The organism is Lacticaseibacillus manihotivorans DSM 13343 = JCM 12514 (assembly GCF_001435035.1).
Taxonomy (GTDB): Bacteria; Bacillota; Bacilli; order Lactobacillales; family Lactobacillaceae; genus Lacticaseibacillus; species Lacticaseibacillus manihotivorans.
In genome coordinates this window covers 14,136-34,424 of the sequence record NZ_AZEU01000313.1, presented here as the reverse complement: position 1 = coordinate 34,424, position 20,289 = coordinate 14,136, and the positions used below count along the sequence as shown (strand labels likewise).

At 48.0% G+C, this 20,289-nt stretch carries 18 protein-coding genes and 1 tRNA gene; 11 read left to right on the top strand and 8 right to left on the bottom strand.

The window, feature by feature from the left end; genetic code table 11:
• Positions 1–373: 373 nt before the first annotated feature.
• Positions 374–3,124, bottom strand: a complete 2,751-nt coding sequence (locus tag FD01_RS14905; protein ID WP_033572981.1) for an LPXTG cell wall anchor domain-containing protein — start codon at positions 3,122–3,124, stop codon at positions 374–376.
• A 194-nt stretch (positions 3,125–3,318) separates the two neighbouring features.
• Here FD01_RS14905 and FD01_RS14900 point away from each other — a divergent pair, with 194 nt between their 5' ends.
• A complete protein-coding gene (locus FD01_RS14900; protein ID WP_050512705.1) occupies positions 3,319–3,678 on the top strand; it encodes a helix-turn-helix domain-containing protein in 360 nt (119 codons plus the stop codon).
• 177 nt (positions 3,679–3,855) lie between these two features.
• Here the strand turns inward: FD01_RS14900 and FD01_RS14895 are convergent, their stop codons facing one another.
• Complete coding sequence (locus tag FD01_RS14895; protein WP_033572979.1) at positions 3,856–5,097, bottom strand: hypothetical protein; 1,242 nt, start codon at positions 5,095–5,097, stop codon at positions 3,856–3,858.
• A 1,670-nt stretch (positions 5,098–6,767) separates the two neighbouring features.
• Between FD01_RS14895 and FD01_RS14890 the strand changes: the two genes are divergently transcribed.
• Entirely contained in the window at positions 6,768–8,078 is a 1,311-nt protein-coding gene (locus FD01_RS14890) for a tyrosine-type recombinase/integrase (protein WP_033572978.1), read from the top strand.
• A gap of 245 nt (positions 8,079–8,323) precedes the next feature.
• Here the strand turns inward: FD01_RS14890 and FD01_RS14885 are convergent.
• Positions 8,324–8,411: transfer RNA gene (locus tag FD01_RS14885), tRNA-Ser, on the bottom strand.
• Between the two features lie 189 nt (positions 8,412–8,600).
• Here FD01_RS14885 and FD01_RS14880 point away from each other — a divergent pair.
• The 3 genes from FD01_RS14880 to FD01_RS14875 all read left to right on the top strand — a co-directional run bounded on the left by FD01_RS14880 (position 8,601) and on the right by FD01_RS14875 (position 9,735).
• On the top strand, positions 8,601–8,978 hold the full coding sequence (locus FD01_RS14880; RefSeq protein ID WP_056965117.1) for a hypothetical protein: 378 nt from the start codon (positions 8,601–8,603) through the stop codon (positions 8,976–8,978).
• On the top strand, positions 8,975–9,148 hold the full coding sequence (locus FD01_RS16230; RefSeq protein WP_156647337.1) for a hypothetical protein: 174 nt from the start codon (positions 8,975–8,977) through the stop codon (positions 9,146–9,148). Before FD01_RS14880 ends, FD01_RS16230 begins: the two co-directional genes overlap by 4 nt.
• Before the next feature lie 176 nt (positions 9,149–9,324).
• Entirely contained in the window at positions 9,325–9,735 is a 411-nt protein-coding gene (locus FD01_RS14875; RefSeq protein WP_054714197.1) for a hypothetical protein, read from the top strand.
• Positions 9,736–9,787: 52 nt separating this feature from the next.
• Here FD01_RS14875 and FD01_RS14870 read toward each other — a convergent pair whose 3' ends face one another.
• The 4 genes from FD01_RS14870 to recJ form a co-directional block, all read right to left on the bottom strand.
• Positions 9,788–10,102: a DUF960 domain-containing protein gene (locus tag FD01_RS14870; protein WP_054714200.1), complete on the bottom strand. Its 315-nt coding sequence runs from the start codon at positions 10,100–10,102 to the stop codon at positions 9,788–9,790.
• Positions 10,103–10,121: 19 nt separating this feature from the next.
• Positions 10,122–10,631: a Cys-tRNA(Pro) deacylase gene (gene ybaK, locus FD01_RS14865; RefSeq protein ID WP_056965115.1), complete on the bottom strand. Its 510-nt coding sequence runs from the start codon at positions 10,629–10,631 to the stop codon at positions 10,122–10,124.
• A gap of 99 nt (positions 10,632–10,730) precedes the next feature.
• Positions 10,731–11,258, bottom strand: a complete 528-nt coding sequence (locus FD01_RS14860; protein WP_054714206.1) for an adenine phosphoribosyltransferase — start codon at positions 11,256–11,258, stop codon at positions 10,731–10,733.
• A 12-nt stretch (positions 11,259–11,270) separates the two neighbouring features.
• Positions 11,271–13,544, bottom strand: coding sequence for a single-stranded-DNA-specific exonuclease RecJ (recJ, locus tag FD01_RS14855; RefSeq protein ID WP_404820833.1), 2,274 nt, complete (start codon positions 13,542–13,544; stop codon positions 11,271–11,273).
• 144 nt (positions 13,545–13,688) lie between these two features.
• Here recJ and FD01_RS14850 point away from each other — a divergent pair, with 144 nt between their 5' ends.
• The 6 genes from FD01_RS14850 to FD01_RS14825 all read left to right on the top strand — a co-directional run bounded on the left by FD01_RS14850 (position 13,689) and on the right by FD01_RS14825 (position 19,448).
• A complete protein-coding gene (locus tag FD01_RS14850) occupies positions 13,689–14,015 on the top strand; it encodes a hypothetical protein (RefSeq protein WP_056965112.1) in 327 nt (108 codons plus the stop codon).
• 51 nt (positions 14,016–14,066) lie between these two features.
• Positions 14,067–14,534: an ASCH domain-containing protein gene (locus FD01_RS14845; protein WP_056965111.1), complete on the top strand. Its 468-nt coding sequence runs from the start codon at positions 14,067–14,069 to the stop codon at positions 14,532–14,534.
• A gap of 50 nt (positions 14,535–14,584) precedes the next feature.
• Positions 14,585–14,788: a hypothetical protein gene (locus tag FD01_RS14840; protein ID WP_054714215.1), complete on the top strand. Its 204-nt coding sequence runs from the start codon at positions 14,585–14,587 to the stop codon at positions 14,786–14,788.
• A 315-nt stretch (positions 14,789–15,103) separates the two neighbouring features.
• Positions 15,104–15,814, top strand: a complete 711-nt coding sequence (gene treR / locus FD01_RS14835) for a trehalose operon repressor (protein WP_056965109.1) — start codon at positions 15,104–15,106, stop codon at positions 15,812–15,814.
• 9 nt (positions 15,815–15,823) lie between these two features.
• Positions 15,824–17,458 carry an alpha,alpha-phosphotrehalase gene (treC, locus tag FD01_RS14830; RefSeq protein WP_056965107.1) on the top strand — a complete coding sequence of 545 codons (1,635 nt, stop codon included), beginning with the start codon at positions 15,824–15,826 and terminating at the stop codon, positions 17,456–17,458.
• 13 nt (positions 17,459–17,471) lie between these two features.
• Positions 17,472–19,448 (top strand): PTS sugar transporter subunit IIABC, encoded by a 1,977-nt coding sequence (locus tag FD01_RS14825; protein ID WP_054714221.1) that lies wholly within the window; start codon positions 17,472–17,474, stop codon positions 19,446–19,448.
• 102 nt (positions 19,449–19,550) lie between these two features.
• Here the strand turns inward: FD01_RS14825 and FD01_RS14820 are convergent, their stop codons facing one another.
• Positions 19,551–20,285 (bottom strand): CPBP family intramembrane glutamic endopeptidase, encoded by a 735-nt coding sequence (locus tag FD01_RS14820; RefSeq protein WP_054714224.1) that lies wholly within the window; start codon positions 20,283–20,285, stop codon positions 19,551–19,553.
• Positions 20,286–20,289 lie beyond the last annotated feature (4 nt).

The window sequence follows — 20,289 nt, the reverse complement described above, 5'->3', positions numbered from 1 at the left end:
GGCTATTTTTATGCCCTCACGCAGCACAAAGATGAAATACTCAAAACGTAACGAGAACGACACCCCGCCCCGTTGTTTATTGTCATAAGCCTATATAGTTTATAGAGCTACAGTCAATATTTTACCCCCAGTAGCTGTGTGGAGGCGTTTGCTCAGACACACAATAAGTTTTCTTTCATGAAATGAGAATGACTGAAACGACGGTGCGTTATTTGGCGATTTAGCTCGTCGAAATTGCGTCTATGCCCAGACGACTCAAGTATACTGCTACAACGTTGCTTGTATTAAATTTAGCCCAAAAGAAGCCCGAAATGACGTATATTGTGCCGTCATTTCGGGCCTTCAAGTTTTAGTCGTTCATAAGAACCACTTATTAGTGAATGCGACGCTTGCGCTCTGCAAGTCCTAGTCCGCCAAACAGAGCAACAATTGCCAGCCCAATCGCACTTACGCCAGCCTCGTTAGCATCACCAGTTTGTGGCATTGCATCACTCGCGGCCTTAGCAGTCGCCTTGCGCGCCATGCTAGAACCAACAGTAGCAGTTTTATCCTTGCCAACAGTCGTGAAGCTTGCAGACTTCGTAACGGTCTTCTTAGGTGTTGTGGTATCAGCAATCACGTTGCTATACTCGTCAACCATCTTGCTGTTTTCAACGTGCCAGCCGCTGATAGTGTTGCCTTTGCTATCCTTTACGGCGCTACCGTCAACGTGGTAGCCGTTTTTCTTGGCCACGGCTTCGCTTTCGAGGCGACGCTGTTCGCGTGCAACCTGTTCCGCCAAAGTTTCGGCATCTTGAGCGGTTTTCAAGTCGGCTTTAACAGCGTCTAACTTGGTCTGGGCAGCAGCAGTAACTGTTTTGGCTGCATCAAGTGCAGCCTTAGCCTTTACAGTGCCTTCCTTGGCGTTAGCCAGAATATCTTCATAATTGGCTTGAGCTGCTTTAGCATCTTCAAGAGCAGACTTTGCATCGGCAAGTTTAGCCTGTGCATCAGCTAGTGCAGACTTGGCAGCTTCAAGCTTTGTTGGTGCATCGATAAGGGCTTGTTGTGCCGACTGTGCATCAGTCAGTGCTTTCTGGGCATCCGTTAGCGCAGACTTGGCCGTGTCCAGCTTAGCTTTATCGGCCGTGAGCTGGGACTGAGCCGTAGTAAGTGTGGACTTGGCATCCGCCAAGTTGGTGTCGGCATCAGCCTTATTCTGCTTAGCGGTCACGAGTACAGCTTGGGCGTGCTTGAGCGTTTGGTCTGCTGCCTTGAGACTGTTGTCATATACGGATTGGACGTTTGCCAAAGTTGACTTAGCTGAGCTGAGCTTGGCTTGGTCGACGGTCAGAGTAGTTGCCGCCGTTGAGGTAATGTTTGCAGCTTTGGCCTGTGCGGCAACGGCATTGTCGTAAGCCGACTTAGCAGTATTTACACTAGTAGTGGCCTTGTCGTATGCGTTTTGAGCACTTGTCAGATTACTATTTGCCGTCTTGAGCGCGGCCGCTTTGTCAGTTGCTGTAGTTTTAGCCGAAGCAAGTGCGGCCTTGGCCGCGGTTAAATTTGCCTGCTTAGTCGCGTCGTGCTGACTGGCCGTAAGATTGGCCTCTGCATTGGCCAAAGCAGCCTTAGCAGTTAAAAGAGACGCCTGTGCCGTAGTAAGTTCGCTACTTGCAGTGGTGACGTTAGCGGCGGTAGCTTTCTGGACCGCAACGGCGTCGCTCATTGCCGACTGCGCCCAGCTAGCAGTGTTAAGGGCACCATCATATTTACTCTCAGCCTGGGCCTGGCTAATCTGGGCTGCGCTCAACTTGGACTGAGCAGCAGCTAATGCGGTCTTGGCATTCTTGACAGATTCTGTAAGAGCAGATGTGTCAGTTGAGCCGCTTGCTGCATCAAGGGTGGCCTGAGCAGTATCAAAGGCCTTTTGCGCGGCAGCCACATTCGACTCAGCGATTAGAGTTTCACCCTTAGCGATGTCAAGAGCGTCATCGGCGATATAGTCTTTACCCCATGCATCATCGGCAGCAGTCTTAGCGGTAGCGTAGTCACTGTCGGCCTGAATCTTAGCGGCTTCAGCTTCAGTCTTGGCACTCGTTGCGGTATCAACTTCAGCCTGAGCCTTAGTTACAGCAGCCTGCGCATTGTCAACAGCCTGCTTTGCGGCCTGCGTGTCAAGAGCAGTGTTGGCAGCATCGACGGCGTCTTGGGCCGATTCAACCGCAGATTGAGCTTTGTCGTTTGCGGTCTTAGCGGTGGTGGCATCTGACTGGGCAGAAATCAAATCATTTTTGGCTGTAGTCTGCGCGCTAGTGGCGTCGTCAAAATTCCCTTTGGCGTCAGCCGCGGTGCCATTTGCCTTGGACTGAGCAGCTTCAGCTTCAGTCTTGGCACTCGTTGCGGTATCAACTTCAGCCTGAGCCTTAGTTACAGCAGCCTGCGCGTTGTCAACAGCCTGCTTGTTACCGGTGATGCCGGTTGCCAAATCAACGTCATTAACGGCTTTTTGTGCATCGTCAACATCAGTCTGGGCGTCGATGTCCTTGGTCTGAGCCGCATCGACATCTGACTGTGCGGCATCGACAGCCTTAGTATCCATATCAACGGTTTTCTGGGTGGCATAGACACCAGTCTGGGCGCTGGTCACGGCGCCTTGAGCGTCCACAACCTTGGTTGCCGCATCAGTCTTAGCTTCAGGCGTTGCACTATCAGCAGTCTTCTGTGCTAATTCTTCGGTCGTGCTTGCCGTCTCAACAGCCTTGGAATCCATATCGACGGTCTTTTGGGCGATATCGGTCTTGGTAGCAGCCACATCAGCATCACTTTGCGCGGTCTTTTGCGCCGACGTTGCAGCGTCATAATCGGTCTGCTGTGTCCTCTCATCAGCCTTGGCGGAATCAACAACACTTTGTGCTGCCGAGACATCAGCTTGAGCTGACTCTACAGGCGTGTGCTTAGCTGTGGCTATAGTAGTATTCGTTGCTGTCGTCTGCTTATCAGTGGTTGTGGCGGCATCTGCTGTGGCAGCATGAACCTGATTCGTGCTGACAAATCCAGTGCCCGCAACAGCCGTTACCGCTACTGCCGCCGCCAGAGTCCTTGCACGACTTCCTGAAATAGTCTGCTTCTGTGTTCTGACCATAAATGTGTCCTCCTATAATTTGTTTCCCCAACATTACTTAACATTGAAATATTAAAAGCTAACACCATCATTATAAACAATTTCTTCACATGTGCTATATTTATCTGCCTTTTTTAGTTCGTATGAGCTATGTTTAATGCTTCCGTTTTTCTTTAGATTTGAGATATGAATCAAAGACTTGCGGAGGAGCCAAAATGATTGAAACTGTTGGGAAAAATATCCGGGCGCATCGCACCGCCCAAAAGATGACAATAGCTGAGTTAGCCGAAAAGGCGGGCGTTTCCGATAGCTTCATCTCACGACTCGAACTTGGAACAGTTGGAGACACCCATGTTTCCAAATTGACTAGTGTTGCTGATGCTTTAGGCTTAACAGTTGGAGAACTCTTCAGCAACACCAACGTCAATCCTTATACTGTGAAACTGATAAGTAAGTTAACTTCGCTTCCTCCCGAAAAACAAATTGTCGTTTCTAAGAGAATACTTGACTTGTTAAATATGCTTATGGTAAAAAATAGCCGTTCTCAGAATATAGGGAACGGCATTTGCATGTAGCGCCAGCATTGACAGCACGATTTGATGCATACTTGCTTGTTTTCGTTTTGTCGACGGGCACTCCATATCATCCCGAATCCAAGAAAATACGGCACAGGCACACTCACGATTGCGAGTGTGCCTGTTTTCAAGTTACCTGAGCATTCATTCTCCAGTGAAAATGCGGTATTGCCAATCCTAGTCGTTCAACAATTGGTGAACCTTGACTCCTTTTATATTCGCGCGTTTCAGACGCTCGATGCACATCATGAGAGCATCAGTATTAGTAGGTACTATCAGCTTCTCAGCTGGTGAATTAATCTGCCACTCGTCAAGGTTATATCCATTCTCACGTGCTTCTTTGATAGACATTTTCGTTGCTTGCACTGACTTGAGAACCAAGCACTGGTCTACATATTTGGCCGCTGCGCTTGGCGATACATCTGCGATAGATTGCGTTGTATCGCGTGCAACCGCCAACGTCATAATTGGCGTATTGTCGGCACTATCGCAAGCACGAGATAACATAAAACCGATAACAGGCCGAGTAACGCCACCAGACAAGTCAGGAAAATACGCACTAACGACATCTCTCCCCAACAACTGACCTAATACTGTATGGCCTAAACGTATATTCAAATTTAATGCGAAGTTTTTTTGTACCATTTGCCAATTAGCTTTACCGAAGTCGCTGACGACATACACGCGATGGTTTGCAATTTCCTTGCCTTGTTTGTCATGAACAATGACTAACTTCTTGCCAGCATCGGTTAATTCGTTATTTTGAGCTAAATGTATGTACCCAGCAATCCGCATCAATACGAGTGCGTTGGACAACTGTTCGTCTGTTGCTTCGGTTGGTCGCTGCATGCAATCCCGAATAATATCACGGGTAAGGTATAGTCCTGTGCCAGCCACGGTAGTAAGCTGTTTCCCCGACACCCGGTTGAAAAGAGCTAATGACACAGCTCGTGCTACGTCGCTCAGAATGCGTTTGTCATTTCTATAAATATCATCCCGACCCATCACTTGAAAAAGTTTACGCTGACTCGCTGGCGTTGTCTTATGGTGGCGGTCAGTTAGAAAGTCAATTGCAACCATATTTGTTAGCCCAAGCTTCAGAGCGGCTACATAGTCTTCACGCTGAACGACGTTGGAATAATATGCTGACAACAGTTGGTGAAGACTAGCCACATTGTCGCCCATGGCCTCAACCAAGGATGGTAGTAATGCAATTGCTTGCCGCGGTGGCGTCGCTAGTTTCTGTTTGCCAATCTTCTGCACTTTACAGCCTAACAACCGCTCTGCATTCGTCGCAGTGAGGATAGCCGTAATTGTGGGCTTCTGAGCCGTCTTGCTGGCGGCATGCCGTGCTAGCTCTTGCATGGCCGGTTTATTGTGTTGCCAGTCGCGTAATAATCCCTGAGTATTATATTTCATTTTATATTTTCTCCTTTTTGCGTTTCCACTTGTCCATATTTCGATTTGCACTGTGACACAGTTAGATTTATGATGCGTTATTATTTTTCAGACTATGGTTCATTCATTACTAACTATTTATAGATTATTTAGTTATTTGTGTAGTAATAATCATCAGACTCTCCCGAATTTTCGGCAAAGAAAAAGACTACCATTAAGTCAACAGTAGTCTTACTTTTATCTCTAACTTAATTATATCACCTTTGAACCCTAAATCTGTCATTGACGCTTGTAGACGTCCGTAACCCTTGCGACTGTAATGGTTGAGCGTCTTAAGCCTCTTTTACCAGTGTGTCCCTTTTAGCTACCATTATAACGACTTATAACGGTAGCACTCTATCAATACTGTCCCAAGGGATACAGCGTTTTTACCCCCTGTTTTATACGCACTATATCTTTTAGTATAAGAGAGTTAACTACAGTAGGTTGATTGCAAAAGTAGTGTTTCAGGGACTTAGGTGATTCGCTACGCTCAACACCCACGTCGGCCTGAGGGATATGGTTTTGAACTGTGTTGCAAAGCAACGGTTTACTAGGGGTTTGAACTTGGGCTTTAAGGTTTTAGGGTTTTTAAGCCTGTTAAGGCTTTCACTTGGGGTTTGAACTTGGTTTTAAGGTTTTAAGGTTTTGAACTTTGCAGTTGGACCTGTAGAGATAAGAGTAATGTTCGCTACGCTCACCTATTACAATGTTTCTACAGTGTGTAAGCCTAATGTATCCGGCGTTGCCGGAAAGAGCACAACTAGGCTATTAACCTGTAGAGTCCTGTATACAGTAATAGTAGGTTTAACCTCAAAGACCTTAAAACCCTAAGACCTAAAACCTAAAACCAAGGTCAAAAGCTATGTCCTGCCCAAAAGCGGGGCAGTCCACAAGGCCGTCGCCTTGAGGACGGTTGAGTTTAAGACCTACTCAACCTAAAAGCCTAAAACCTTAAAGGGATTTCAAAAAACCAAAGCTAAACTGCATTACAGGTTTATAGGGGTAACCTCAATTTATAGCCTCAATGTATCCGGCATTCGCCGGAAAGGATAGGCTACCACCCCTAATTACATACTACAGGGTTAAACTGACTAACGCTTTAAGGGTATCGCTAACGCTCACCCTACAAGCTCTTCAAACATATGCAGGATTTTACCGCCTTACAGGCTCACTACCGTTCGCCTTAGGCTTTACACAGAGACATTACAGGTGGTTATGCTCATAGCGCGTATAATTCGGCGTTGCCGAAAAGGTTGCGCTACCTAATTGTCACAGTTAGCCTTAGTTTTTTGAGGGTTGCCCCTAAGACATACTACAGGTAGTCTCAGAGAGCCTCAGGTCGGCATATAGCGTGATTAAATTGGTCAGCGGCAAATATAACTCCCACACCGCTGTGAGCGCCCTGAAATGGCCTTTCCGGTAGCCGAATATGTGAACCGCCTGACATGCGCTCTCTGTAGTGAGCATTATCGTGATAAAGTCTCATGCTAGCTATTGAGAGAGATTCAAGAACGTTGTGCGAGCTAATAGCCCGTTATCGCATTAAATTAGATTCAAACAATCGACATATTTGTATTGTATCTTGTAAGAGTTCGACGGATTCGCTACACTTTTCCTGTAGGTGTTGGCCTCATATAGGAGGTCAAACAATGGAAAAAATCAGTAAAAAGCCGGTCTCTACCGGCATTCAACAGACAGAAAAAGGAGTGTTCGTATTTCGGTGCTACTTAGGCTCAAGCAATCTTGCCCCGTGGCGCAAACAGAAAACAGTCAAGAACAAGTCAGTTAAGGAAGCCCGCCAGTTGTACGGGCAATGGATAGAAGCTCAAGAACAAGCTTATAAAACTGCTCATGAGCCTGTACAACAGGCTAAAGCGATGCAGAAAGTTGATGCATCCCCGACGTTTGCCGAATATACTTCGCAAGGAGATATACCAGCGCATGACGGTCAATTTTTCCAACAAATCAAGCAAGAAGCAGTGTTATCTGGTTCTGCTGTTTCTAGGAAGCAAGTTGGTTCGATACAGGGCGTTGACCTCCAACACAGAAGTAACCTTAAAATCATCAACCGCGACTATCCAGCCTTCAATCTTAAACCGCTAAACAGTTTCACGCCAGAGGATGTAGACGGGCTGTTGGACAGCATAAAAGCTACTCGGGGATGTACCAACAACACCCTCAATCACTATCTACACAGCGTTTCTAAAGTGTTTCGACTCGCCCAAGATGCTGGCGTAGTTCCCAAACGATTCAACCCATGCCGTAAAGTGGAGGGACGGCAAAAAGAGTATCGGGAAAAGACGGTGATTACAGCTAGCCAGTACGACGGTGTGCTACAAGCTGTTGAGCAGCTACCACCCAAGTTCCGCGCTGGTATGCTTATCAGTCTTATGTGTGGTTTGCGTCGTGAGGAAGTCATGGGTCTAATGTGGACAGATATAGACTTTGAACACTCAATGCTAAACGTGCGCCATACCCTCATTCAATACAAGGGTGAGGACGGGCTACGTGTGAAGACTATCAAGGCAGGCACAAAGAACGGTACTCAGAGAGCTGTAGGCTTACCCGATAAGGTGGCAGAAGCCCTGCACGCATATAGAGCCACCCTCCCTAAACGTTTGCCCACGTGGTGCGATGGCGTCACAGGTGCTCGCTACAATCTGTTGTGGATACGTCTAGATACTGCCGACGTGTACGATATGGATTTATTCGGCCATGTATGGCGTGAGATGCGGCCTAGCTTGATGGAACAAGGTATCTTAACCAAAAAGAGCCGGTTTCACGACCTACGAGCTGGCTTTATCAGTTATATGCTTAATAAACAACAGTTCAGCCCCGTGATAGTTGCTAAGTTGGCAGGTCACCGCTCGGCACAGATGACACTAGATGTTTATGGAGATGCGGATAGCACCGACATAAATAACGCACTGGAGGCGATGAACAATGCTTTCAAGGACTGAACCAACACGACTCATCCCCGCAAAAACTGTGCTTTCTTGCAATTCAACTGTACAGAAAACTACCTACGTAGGAGCTGTACAGCATGCGCGACAAGGCTTCCAGCCTTTAAGACATTGCAAAAAGTTGCATGGAACTAGCTCAATTGTTATGAGGAATGGCAGAGTGGTAATGCAACGGGCGACCATTTTTACACACTAAAAAAGCCTTACAAACGCCGGTATAACGGCATTTGTAAGGCATATGAAGGAGAGTACAGGATTTGAACCTGCGCGCCGGTATTAGCCGGTTCGACGGATTTCGAGTCCGTTGCATTACCACTCTGCCAACTCTCCATGTGGTATCGTACTATTTCAGCACAAAAACTAGTATAGCAAAAAATCCGCTTCCTGCAAACACTTTTCACCAGATTTCCGCGGTAAACCGGATGATACCGGTCATTTTCTTAAGCCTTAGCAAAAAACTTTAAGTTCGCGCGCCGCATGCGTATACTAAAGCTATTAATGTGAAATGGATGGGTGCTCATGAAACTATCTTTGATCAAACTCCCCGCTTTGTTTGGGGTATTATATGCGGCATTTACGGCGATTGTCTTGATCGTGGCTTCAGTTTTTGCTTTCACCAAAGGCTTCTCCACGGCGGCAGTCGGGACGAACTTGATGAACTGGGAGCCGCATTGGTGGTATTTGTCCATTGTCGGCGGCGGTTTGCACTTGATCAGCTTTATCAAATCACGCTCACGTAAATTATTGATCGCCAATACCATCGGCATCTGCTTATTCATCGGCTATGCGCTGGTGCCAAATTACGCGCTGATTTTACTGGTCATTCATGTAATCGTTATCCAAGTGATGGCTAAAGCCGACGTTCACCCCACCACAATTTCAAATGAGGTGGCATGATGGCTTGGTTTAAACATAAATCCACTCAAGAACCAGAACTGCCAGATAATCACTATGATTTCGCCAAAATGGTCAAGGCTGCTCGCGAAACTGACCCGGGTAAGTTCAAAAAGCTACAAGGTTTATTCAAAAAACAACCGCGTATCATCAAACCAAAAGACAAAAAGTAAATGTTTTGCACGCTGCCAAGGCGTGCTTTTTATTTACCTTCGGGCATAAAAGGCCTATACCAGAAAATTTTTGCGTGTTTTTTGATTATATGATTTAAATTATGTTGATTATAGGCAGAACCCATGTTAAAGTTAACACATACCTAACTTAATTGTTTTGATTGGAGGGAACTTATATGTTAATCGACACATATATCAAGACCATGAACCGTCAAATCGATCGTCTCGCGGTGTACGACCTGGTATTCGATCAATATACGCTCACATGCCACAAACTTGAAATCGGCAACTGTCTCGCTACTGAAAGCTACGAGCAACTGCATGACTACTTCAGCCGCAATATGTTACGGTTCAATAAATTCGTCCAAGAATGCAATGATGTGATCCCGCCAGTCGAACTGGAAAGCTTCAACAACAGTTTCTTGGCAGCGTTAGCCTTGAATCAACAAGCCGCCATGACGATGCTGATTGCCATTGAAGCTGATGGCGTCAATCATCGTTTGTATAATCGCGGTGTTGCTGAGAAAAAGCGCGCCCATCAAGATATCCAAGTCGCCATTGCGCAGATCTTAGCCACTGCCATGTAACAGCAAAACGGCCCGAAACTTTGGAAATGAAGTTTCGGGCCGTTTTTTAATTTTAGTCGTTATGCCCTTCTTCAGGCAAAAGGATGGTCTGATTGTTGCCGTCATCATAAGCCATCACGGTATCAGGAAAGGCACTTTGATAAGTGAATGGCAAATCGACAGCCATCGTGGTGTCGCTGCCTTTTTCAGAGAACGCGACGGTGAGTTTGCCACCGTTGTTCAACAAGTCAAAGCGCAACAAGTTGGTCAACGGCACCACACCTTGAAGATTTTGGTCGATGATCAACCAGATACTGTCGATGATCGGGCCTGGTAAATGTGCAATGACCCCATAAGTGGCAAAGCGACTGCGATCAGATGTAAACATGCCGATTCCCCCTGACGTTTTATTCTTGTGGTTCAAGTGCCGTAATGTCGGCAAATTGAGCTTTCACACTTTTGGCTAAAGCCTTGGGATCTAGGCCTACGGAACGGCCAATTTTCCCAGCAGAGACAATGATTTCAGACTCGCCTTGCGCTTCGGTGCCGATAAAGATCGGATAGTTGTGTCGCGCGTGAATGCCGACTGGTGTGTTGGCGCCATGCACAAAGCCGGTGGTTTTCTCCAAGTCTTTCAGCGGCACCATGCCGACTTTCTTGTTCCCGGAGACTTTACTGAGCTTTTTGTAGTCGATGTGTCGATCGATCGGCACGACGCCCACCAATGGGCCAGTTTTGTTGCCGATCAAGGCTAAGGTTTTGTAGATCTTGTGTTCATCGACATCTAAGTGGTCGACTTGCACTTGTTGCACATCCCCAACTTCAGCGGTTGGAAAGGTGTAGCTTTGATAGGAAATGTTTTGTTTGTCGAGCATTTTCTCGACTAAGGTTTTATCCTCTTTTTTATGCTTTGCCATAACGGACTCCTTCAATATCTTCATTATACCACACTCAAAAAGTAAGTGGTATTGAACGTCCAGTAAACAAAAAGAGAGACCTGCTGGCCTCCCTCAAGTTTATGCGCCTTCGTAACTCATCAACGTGAAGACATCATGGTCGGCGATTTTATCGCGGCCGTGTAAGTCACTGAGTTCCACTAAGAAAGCCGTGCCGACGACAATACCGCCGAGCTTTTCGACTAAGGCAATGGTTGCAGCGATCGTGCCGCCAGTGGCCAATAAGTCATCACAAACCAACACGCGTTGGCCGGGGCGAATCGCGTCTTTGTGTAAGTATAAGGTCGCTTGGCCGTATTCCAAGTCGTAGCTGGCACTGACTGTTTCGCGAGGGAGTTTCCCCTTTTTACGCGCTGGGGCAAAGCCGACGCCGAGCTTGTAAGCCACTGGGCAGCCGACGATAAAGCCGCGGGCTTCTGGGCCAACGATCATTTCGACGCCTTTGTCTTTGGCATATTCTACGATTTCATCAGTGGCGGCGGCATAAGCTTTGCCATCTGCCATCAATGGGGAAATGTCTCGGAACGTGATACCTGGTTCTGGAAAGTCTGGAACACTAGCGATATAGTCTTTAAAATTAATAGCCATGGAGATTTAGCCTCACCTTTTAGTAGTCATGACGCGCTGTTGGATCACGTTGGCAGGATCTTGTTGCAAATGCTTGGCCAACGTTAAAAAGGCAACGCGCTGTTGGTATGCCGTTGCGGATTCCAACGGCTTTTTTTCTGGATGGTCACTGACTGAAATCAGCGCACCCTCTATTCTAACAAATTGCAACTCGAAAAACACCTGTACGGCGAAAATTGCTTGTTGCGTTGTCACATGAACCATTTGCGCTAAAGCTGGTAAATGATGTTTGTCAAAATGAGGATGTTGTCGCAAGAACACTAACACCCGTCCAAACTCTGCGCGCGACGGGATGGCGACTAAGTTTGCCGGATCTTGAGCAAACACTACTCGCACTGGCAATTTCACCTGTTGCATCAAAGTTTTTAGTTCTTCTTGCGTATGTGGCAAGTCCACTAAGACGACATTTTTAATCGGTGCAGTCACGTCTTTAGCCAATATGGTCGGGCCGCCAAATTGAAAGCGCCCAGTCATTTGCCGATAAGCCATGCGATCAAAGAACACATAAGTGAATGCGCCCCGAAATTGTTCTGCACTAGGTTGAGGTAAGCGCAAATCGATCACATCTGGCGCCTTGAGTTGCCAATCTTGCAGACGCAACTGCAAACTGGTGCGGTTTTGCCAAGTGTTTTGATCTAAAGTCACCGCCAATTTCACTTGTGCCGCATCACTCAAGGCTTGGGCTTGATCCCCTAATCCAAAGGCGATCACGTCGATACCATCAGCGGTAAACTTCAAATGATCTTTCGTTTTGCCGATTTGGCGAATCCCGGTCAATGCTTGCGGGCGAATACTGAAGACGGGTTCAGGATTCCCTTGGCCAAATGGGGCAAGTTGACGCATGGCTTGATAATTATCCAGAGTCAACTCGTTAGCCTCAAGTCTGGCGACCACGTCAAGCTTTGGGGCACCAGCATCTTTTAAGGTGATGGCAGCAGCGGTTTCCATCGCTTGATGGATCACGTCAAGATTTTCAGTCGGCACCGTTAACCCGACCGCCATCGCATGCCCGCCAAAATGCGTCATCGATTCAGTTGCCGGCTGTAAACTCTTGAACAAGTGATAGCCTTCAACTGAGCGCCCAGACCCTTTGGCACTGGTACCATCAGCGGAAATATTCAATACCAGCGTCGGCTTGCCAGTGTTTTGCACCACATGGCTGGCGACGATCCCTAACACCCCTTCATGCCAGCCTGATTTGGCTAACACCAAGGTTTTGGCGGCTTGATTTTCCGGTGTTTCGGCCATTTGCATCGCTTCAGCCGAGATTTTTTTAACCAGGCCTTGACGCTCAGTGTTGCGCGCGTCGACGTTTTTCGCCAAACGGGCAGCTTCTTCATCGTCAAAGGTCGTCAACAGCGTGACCCCAGGCGTGGCATCTCCAAGTCGGCCGATGGCATTTAACCGCGGACCGATGACAAAACCGACAGTTTGTTCATCGACAGTTTGGGGATCGATGCCCGCTGCTTCAAGCAAAGCCCCTAACCCGACGCGAGCACCTGAGCGAATCTGTGCCAAGCCGAGTTGAACCAAGGTGCGATTTTCATCCGTTAAGCTGACCAAATCACAAATCGCCCCAAGCGCTGCTAAATCCAGGGCATCCATCGGGGGACCATCCAGTAAGGCCGTTGCCACTTTAAAGGCGACGCCAGCACCGGACAAATCACCAAAAGGATAATCACTGCCCGGATAGCGCGGATGCACCACGGCGACGGCATTCGGAAGCTCATCTGGGAGTTCATGGTGATCGGTCACCACCACATCCATCCCCGCTTCCATGGCTGGATCGATCACGGCTTTGCCGCCGACGCCGTTATCGACTGTGATCAACAACTGGGTCCCATTGGCGTGTAAATATTTATAAACATCTGCATTTGGCCCATAACCATCAGCGAAGCGATCAGGAATGAAGACTTCGGGTTCAGCGCCGATACTTTCCAAGGCTTCTTTCATGATCGAAGTCGAGGTCAGCCCATCAACGTCATAATCGCCATAAATCGTGATTTTTTCTTGGTCGGTGACGGCTTGTTGAATGCGCGCCACGGCTTTATCCATGTCATGCAACAGCATCGGATCATGCAGGCTAGAGGCGCTGGGATTGGTGAAAGCGGCCCACTGATCAGGGTCGGTGATGCCACGCTGCCACAATAAGCGCGCCAAAAAAGGACTGACCTTTAACGTTTCGGCTAAGTCCTGCATGGTTTGCGATTCGGGTTGCTTCATTAATGCCCAATCAAAATGTGCCAATCGGTGTCCTCCGTTCAAAAAACTACCCAACTAGTATACCAAAAAATTCCCGGCAAAAACCGATGGTGGTGTTATAATTACAATGTAAACTAAATCAACAGCCCAACTCCAACCAGCGACTGCAACAAAAGGAGTTGTTTCATCATGTCTGCAACTGCAGAAATGGTTAAAAAAGCTGATGACGCTGTGAACGCCACCGGTTATGTTACGGAAAAAGAAATCCCTGAACTTCACGATATGGCTTATGCCCGAGAATTGGCTGAAGCCTTGAGCAAATCTCGTGAAAAATCGTCTGAGGAAGGCTACATTTATACCGAGCCTTTTGATTTCGTCGGCGGGAAGATCTCAAATATTGTTTGGAACATGGACAAGATCCAAACGCGTGCCGACGCTGAAGAAACTTTAGCTGAAGATATGCACTGGCAAGTGGTTAAGCCACAATTGTCCCAAGCAGACCAAAAAGAATTCTAAATTACTTTCCGTCGACATGCGCCGGCGGATTTTTCATTAAAAGGAGCCGTTATGCCAACTATCGACGAATTTTTCAACACTGCTAAAGCTGAACTCGCCCTCGATCCTGATCTGACCTATCGCCACGCGGAAAGTTTCGGCGATTCTCCGAAATTAGCAAACACCATTGCCGACTTGATCGTTTCAGGAAAGAAAACGGCCACCAGTAGCGGCTTTGAGCTTTACATGCATGACCATGACCCGATGCCTGAAGTCGGCGATATCAATGTGGTGTTGAATGGCCAACAACAGCCAGTCGCCGTCACCTATTTGGAAGACACGTTCATTGTTCCCTTTGCCTCAGTCGATGCCACCCAAGCTCAGCTTGAAGGTGAAGGCGATATGAGTTTGGCTTACTGGCGGCGAGAACACGCCCGCTTTTTTAAAGACGCTTATGCGCAAGCCGGGTTGACCTTCGACCCTGCCAGTTCCATGGTGGTGATCGAGCGCTTTCGGGTGCTTTACCCTTTCACTAACTAAACTTGCGTAAGCGAACTATTGTTTGTATAATGGATCATGAGGTGATATAGATGAAACTTCCTATTACCATCGCCAATTGGACCATTACCAAACAACACGCTAGCCGCGGCATGGTGCGGCTTCATTCACAAAACAGCGTCGGTGAGCTTGAAGCTGACAAACTGTTGGACGATCTTCCTCGGGTGATCGGTCGCCCGTTGACCATCGACGAACAAGTGGCCTTGACTTTGGCGGTACCAGGATTGGCAGCATAATTTAAAAATCGGAACCCCTACGACTCGACTAAATTTCAGTCGAGTTTTTTGATGCACTGAAACATGTCGGTTTTGGAGCCTACAAGTGAAAAAAGCCCAATTATTTTTTAAAGTTGATGGTTATCAGTATTTTATTCATCTCTTGTCATAATTGGTCTAGTTTCACCCCGTTAATAAAATTGCCTCTAAGCGTTTAATTTGTTAATCTGTACGTACAAGATTATGAAGCTGTACGCTGTTGAATTGACACGATTTGACGATCTTGTACGTACAGGATATTCTATACATGTCGAAAGCGATTACAGAGGGTATCACATGACAAAACTAGATTTGGTCTATCAAGACTTAAAGCAAAAAATCGACACCGGCGTTTATGCCACTGACACCTTGTTACCCAGCGAAAATGCCTTAGCCAGCCTATACGGCGCATCGCGCGATACAATTCGCAAAGCGCTAGCGAAACTGCGTGATCAAGGCTTCATCCAATCGCAAAAAGGTCGCGGCTCGGTAGTGATCAACCGCCAGCAATATGTGTTTCCAGTGTCTGGTGTGATCAGTTATAAAGAACTCAGCCAACGGTTGAATTTTAAAACCACCACCACGATGATCGAAAACACGCAGATGCCGTTGCCGATCGCCAACTTCAAAGCCGTCGACCCGCACGCTAAGCCTTGCACCACCACGCGTCTGGTGCGCTTGCGCGAAGTCAATGGTGAGCCGGTGATTATCGATATCGACTATATCAACGGCGATGTGGTGCCAGCGATTTCCAAAGCTGTCGCCGAAGATTCGCTTTACGCGTATTTTGAAGGGCAGCTGCATTTGACCATTGCCTACGCCAAAAAAGAAATCACCGTAGAGCCTGCAACTGCGCAAGATCAACAATTGCTTCACTTAGACGCCAATGCTTCCGTGGTGGTGGTCAAAAGTGTCACCAGTTTAGAAGATACCACCGCGTTTCAGTATACAGAGTCACGCCATCGTGCTGACCGCTTTCGCTTTCAAGAATTTGCCCGGCGTGCATAGGAGGACGTTATGCAACAAGATCAAGTGATCTATCAGCTTTATCCAAAATCATTTTACGATTCAAACGGCGATGGCATTGGCGATCTCCGTGGCATTATTCAAAAGCTCGACTATTTGGTCAGCTTAAATGTCGATATGATCTGGTTCAACCCCTTTTTCGTTTCGCCACAAAATGATAGCGGTTACGATGTTGCGGATTATCGGGCCATCGACCCCCGCTTTGGCACCATGGCCGACTTTGAAGAACTGATCGACAAACTCTCGCAACATCATATGGGCGTCATGTTGGATATGGTGCTCAATCACACATCCACCGCTCACGCCTGGTTTCAAAAAGCGTTATCTGGCGACGCCAAGTATCAAGCTTATTACTACTTGCGCGATCCTAAACCCAATGGCGACTTGCCGACCAACTGGCAATCGAAATTCGGCGGCCCCGCTTGGTCAGCTTTTGGCAACACCGGCAAATATTATCTGCACTTATATGACCGCACCCAAGCCGACTTGGACTGGCACAACCCAGAAGTTCGTCAAGAAGCGGCGGCAGTGGTCAACTTCTGGCGTGCCAAAGGCGTGCGTGGTTTCCGCTTTGATGTGTTGAATGTGATCGGCAAAGCTGAACAGTTGGTTGACGCAGAACCAGGCAAAGAAAGCAAATTTTTGTACACCGACACGCCGATCGTGCAAACTTATATTAAGGAGTTAGCGGCGAATTCCTTTGGTCAAGATCCCGATTCCGTCACAGTTGGTGAAATGAGCTCGACTGGTTTGCAACAAGCGATCGCCTACACCAAGCCTGATAACCAGGAGCTTTCAATGGTGTTTCAATTCCATCATTTGAAAGTTGATTACGTCGATGGTCAAAAATGGACCGCCATGCGCTATGATTTCAACGCGCTGCGCAAGCTCTTGCACACTTGGGGGACTGGCATGGCGCAAGGCGGCGGTTGGCAAGCGTTATTTTGGAACAACCATGATCAGCCGCGGGCCATCGATCGCTTCGCCGATCCTAAATCTGACCGTTTTGCCAGTGCGACCCTGTTAGCCGCCAGCATTCATCTCAGTCGCGGCACGCCTTACATCTACATGGGCGAAGAACTCGGTATGTCTGACCCGGATTACACATCGATGGATGATTATGTCGATGTCGAAGCCCACAATGCTTACAAGGCGTTGCTTGAACAAGGGCTGTCTGATCATGACGCCTTCACCATTGTCCATGCCAAAGCCCGCGATAACTCGCGCACCCCGATGCAATGGGATGATTCCGCAACTGCTGGCTTTACCACTGGCACCCCTTGGCTACATTCGACTAACCAGGCTGAAGTCAACGTGCAAGCCCCAGTCAGCCAAAAGATTTTCGCCTTTTATCAGAAACTGATCACCTTGCGCAAACAATATCATGTAATCTCCCAAGGCGACTATCAGCCATTTGGCGAAAACATCGATTGGCTTTACGGATATGTTCGCCATTATCAAGCTCAAAATTTACTGGTATTGAACAATTTTGCCGACCATGAGATCCAAGTCCCAATTCCAGACCAGTTCCAAGATGCGCAAGTCTTGATCACCAATTTGTCATCATTTAAACCAACAGCAACGATCACCTTGCCAGCCTATGGCACCGTCGCGTTGTTACATTAAAAGGAGGAGCATCATGAAAAATGCAGTCTTAGTGGCGCCTGCCACCGGATTATTAATGCCGATCACTGACGTCAGCGATCCCATTTTCGCCCAGAAGACCATGGGCGAGGGCTTTGGGGTAGAGCCAACCAGCAACCAAATCGTCGCCCCTGCCAGCGGTCGCATTGTGTTGATCGCCGACACCAAGCACGCCATCGGTATCCGCACTGATAGTGGTGTGGAAATTCTGATTCACATGGGGATCGACACCGTCGAACTCAAAGGCGCCCCATTTGAAATCGATACGCATGTCGACGCCCAAGTGAACGCCGGCGATATTATCGGGTCGATGGATCTGGAAGCGATTCGCGCTGCTGGTATGAAAACGACGATCATTGTCGCCATCACCAACACTGCCGACATTTTAAACAGCATCGATTTACACGCTGGCGAAGTGCAAGCTGGCAACACCGCAGCTGATCTCAGCCTAAAGACACCAACCACTAAACCGGTGACAAACGTGGATGAAAAGAACCAATACGCGGTCACAGCCCGCGATGTCATTGCCGCAGTTGGTGGGCCAAACAACGTCAAGAGTTTGATTCATTGTATCACCCGCTTACGCTTTTACCTCAAAGATGAAAGCGTTCCCGACGACGGCGCGGTGGCAGAAATTCCCGGTGTTATCGATGTGGCGCGCGCGGCTGGTCAATACCAAGTCGTGATCGGCCAAACAGTCACCGATGTTTATGATGAAGCCATCAAACAACTTGGACCTGGCTTTGCCAATCCTGAAGCCACGGCCCAAATTACTGCTGAAACTGAAGCGGCGGCCCAAGATCAAAGCTTGTGGGGTAAAACCAAACGTGGGGCTTCTAGTTTGATCGGTGTGATCACCGGTTCCATGATTCCGATCATCGGCCTGTTAGCGGCTAGTGGGATGCTCAAAGGGATCATGACTATTTTGACCACTTGGGGCGGCGTCTCCACCACCAGCCAAACTTATATGCTGATCAATGCCATGGGGGATGCGACCTTCTACTTCCTGCCAGTGCTCGTCGGCTTTACCGCCGCCCAAAAGCTCGGCAGCGACCCGGTCATCGTAGCCATTATCGGCGCTTTCCTGATTTACCCATCATTGGTGCAAGTGGTCGCTGGCGGGAAATCCTTTGGTACGGTACTGGGGATGACGATCAACTCGAACTTCTTCGGCATTCCGATCCACATCCCCCAATACACTTACTCCATTTTCCCGATGATTTTTGCCGCATGGATGGCGTCAAAAGTCGAACCTTGGATCAAAAAATGGATGCCAGTGATGTTGCGGATGATTTTCTCCCCACTAGTTGAAATTTTCTTAGTCGGTATGACGGTACTCATCGTCGTCGGCCCGATCATCACCTTGATCTCCACTGGGATCTCCGCGGCCTTACAAGCGTTACTCAACTTGAACCTCGCCTTGTCTGGCATGATCATCGGCGGCTTGTATCAAGTGCTGGTTATCTTCGGCTTACACTGGGCGGTGATTCCGATCATTTCGGCACAACTTTCTGTGCCTGGTGGCCACTCCGTCTTAAACGGGATTGTCTCCGTCACCATGATTGCCCAAGGTGCTGGTGCATTGGCCGTTTGGGTGAAGACTCGCAACAACAAAGCCCTTTCTGGTTTGTCCTTGTCTGCTGCGATTTCTGCCTTCGTTGGCATCACCGAACCGGCCATGTATGGGATCAATTTGAAGTATGGCCGTGTGTTCATGTTCTCAAGCATCGGCGCTGCCATCGGTGGGTTGCTCAACGGCTTGCTCGGCGTTGATATGTATGGCTTCACTGGCAGTTGGATCGGTTTCCCTTCGTTTGCCAGCAACGCCAACCCGTCAAACTTGTTGAACTTCTTCATTGTTTCAACCGTGACGACGATTGCCGCATTCACCTTGGTATATCTGTTCGGCTACAAAGAATCGGATAGTTTGAAAGCCAAGACTGCGCCGAAGAAGAAACATCTCGGTGAATAATGAAATCTGTACCACGTGACCTAAGCCTTGGTTGGCTTGGGTCTTTTTGTGTTTTCGGGTGAAAAAAATCACCCTACGCCAAAATAGGATGATTGAGATCAGCTATGCAATTTGTTTGGACGGCCGTGTGAGCCACAACGCCCAAAGTAGCGTGACACCACTGAAAACAAGGTAAATCACGATGCTAACAAAATTCGGATTACCCGCAACGGCTTGACTGCCCTGCAACCCCGCCGCATCGATCAGCCAATGACACAAAATTGTGGGCAATAAGCTTTGCGTCCGGTAAGTCACCGCAGCAAACAGCATCCCTAAAGCAAATGCATAGATCACTTGCAGCAACGTGCCTTGCCAAGCTGCACTGTGAAATAAGTTGAACAGATGCATGCCACCAAAAATCACTGCCGACACTGCCATTTGTCCCCATAGCTGAGCAGGCCATTTCATCTCTTGCAGCGTGCCGAAGATGACACCTCGAAATAACCCTTCTTCAAAGATTGCAACCATCAAGGCGACCACTACGGCCAAAATTCGATGGCTGATTGAAGCGTCTGTTTGAATTCCAGCCATCATATTAATCAATATGATGAACGCAGCCGGCCAAATCATGGCGATGCCAACGCCTAAATGTTTCGGTGAAATCGTCATGATTTGACGCCAATGACTGCCCATCAGTAAAATCAGTAAAGCCAGACTGATCACTTCACCGATTGCTAAAACAGTCAGAGTTTTGAGTCCGAACCCTTTTAACACAAAACTGGCAATCTCATGCCCAAACAACACTGCCACGACCCCCGCAGCAGTTAAACGCCAACTTTTTGATACCAAATATTTCAACCCT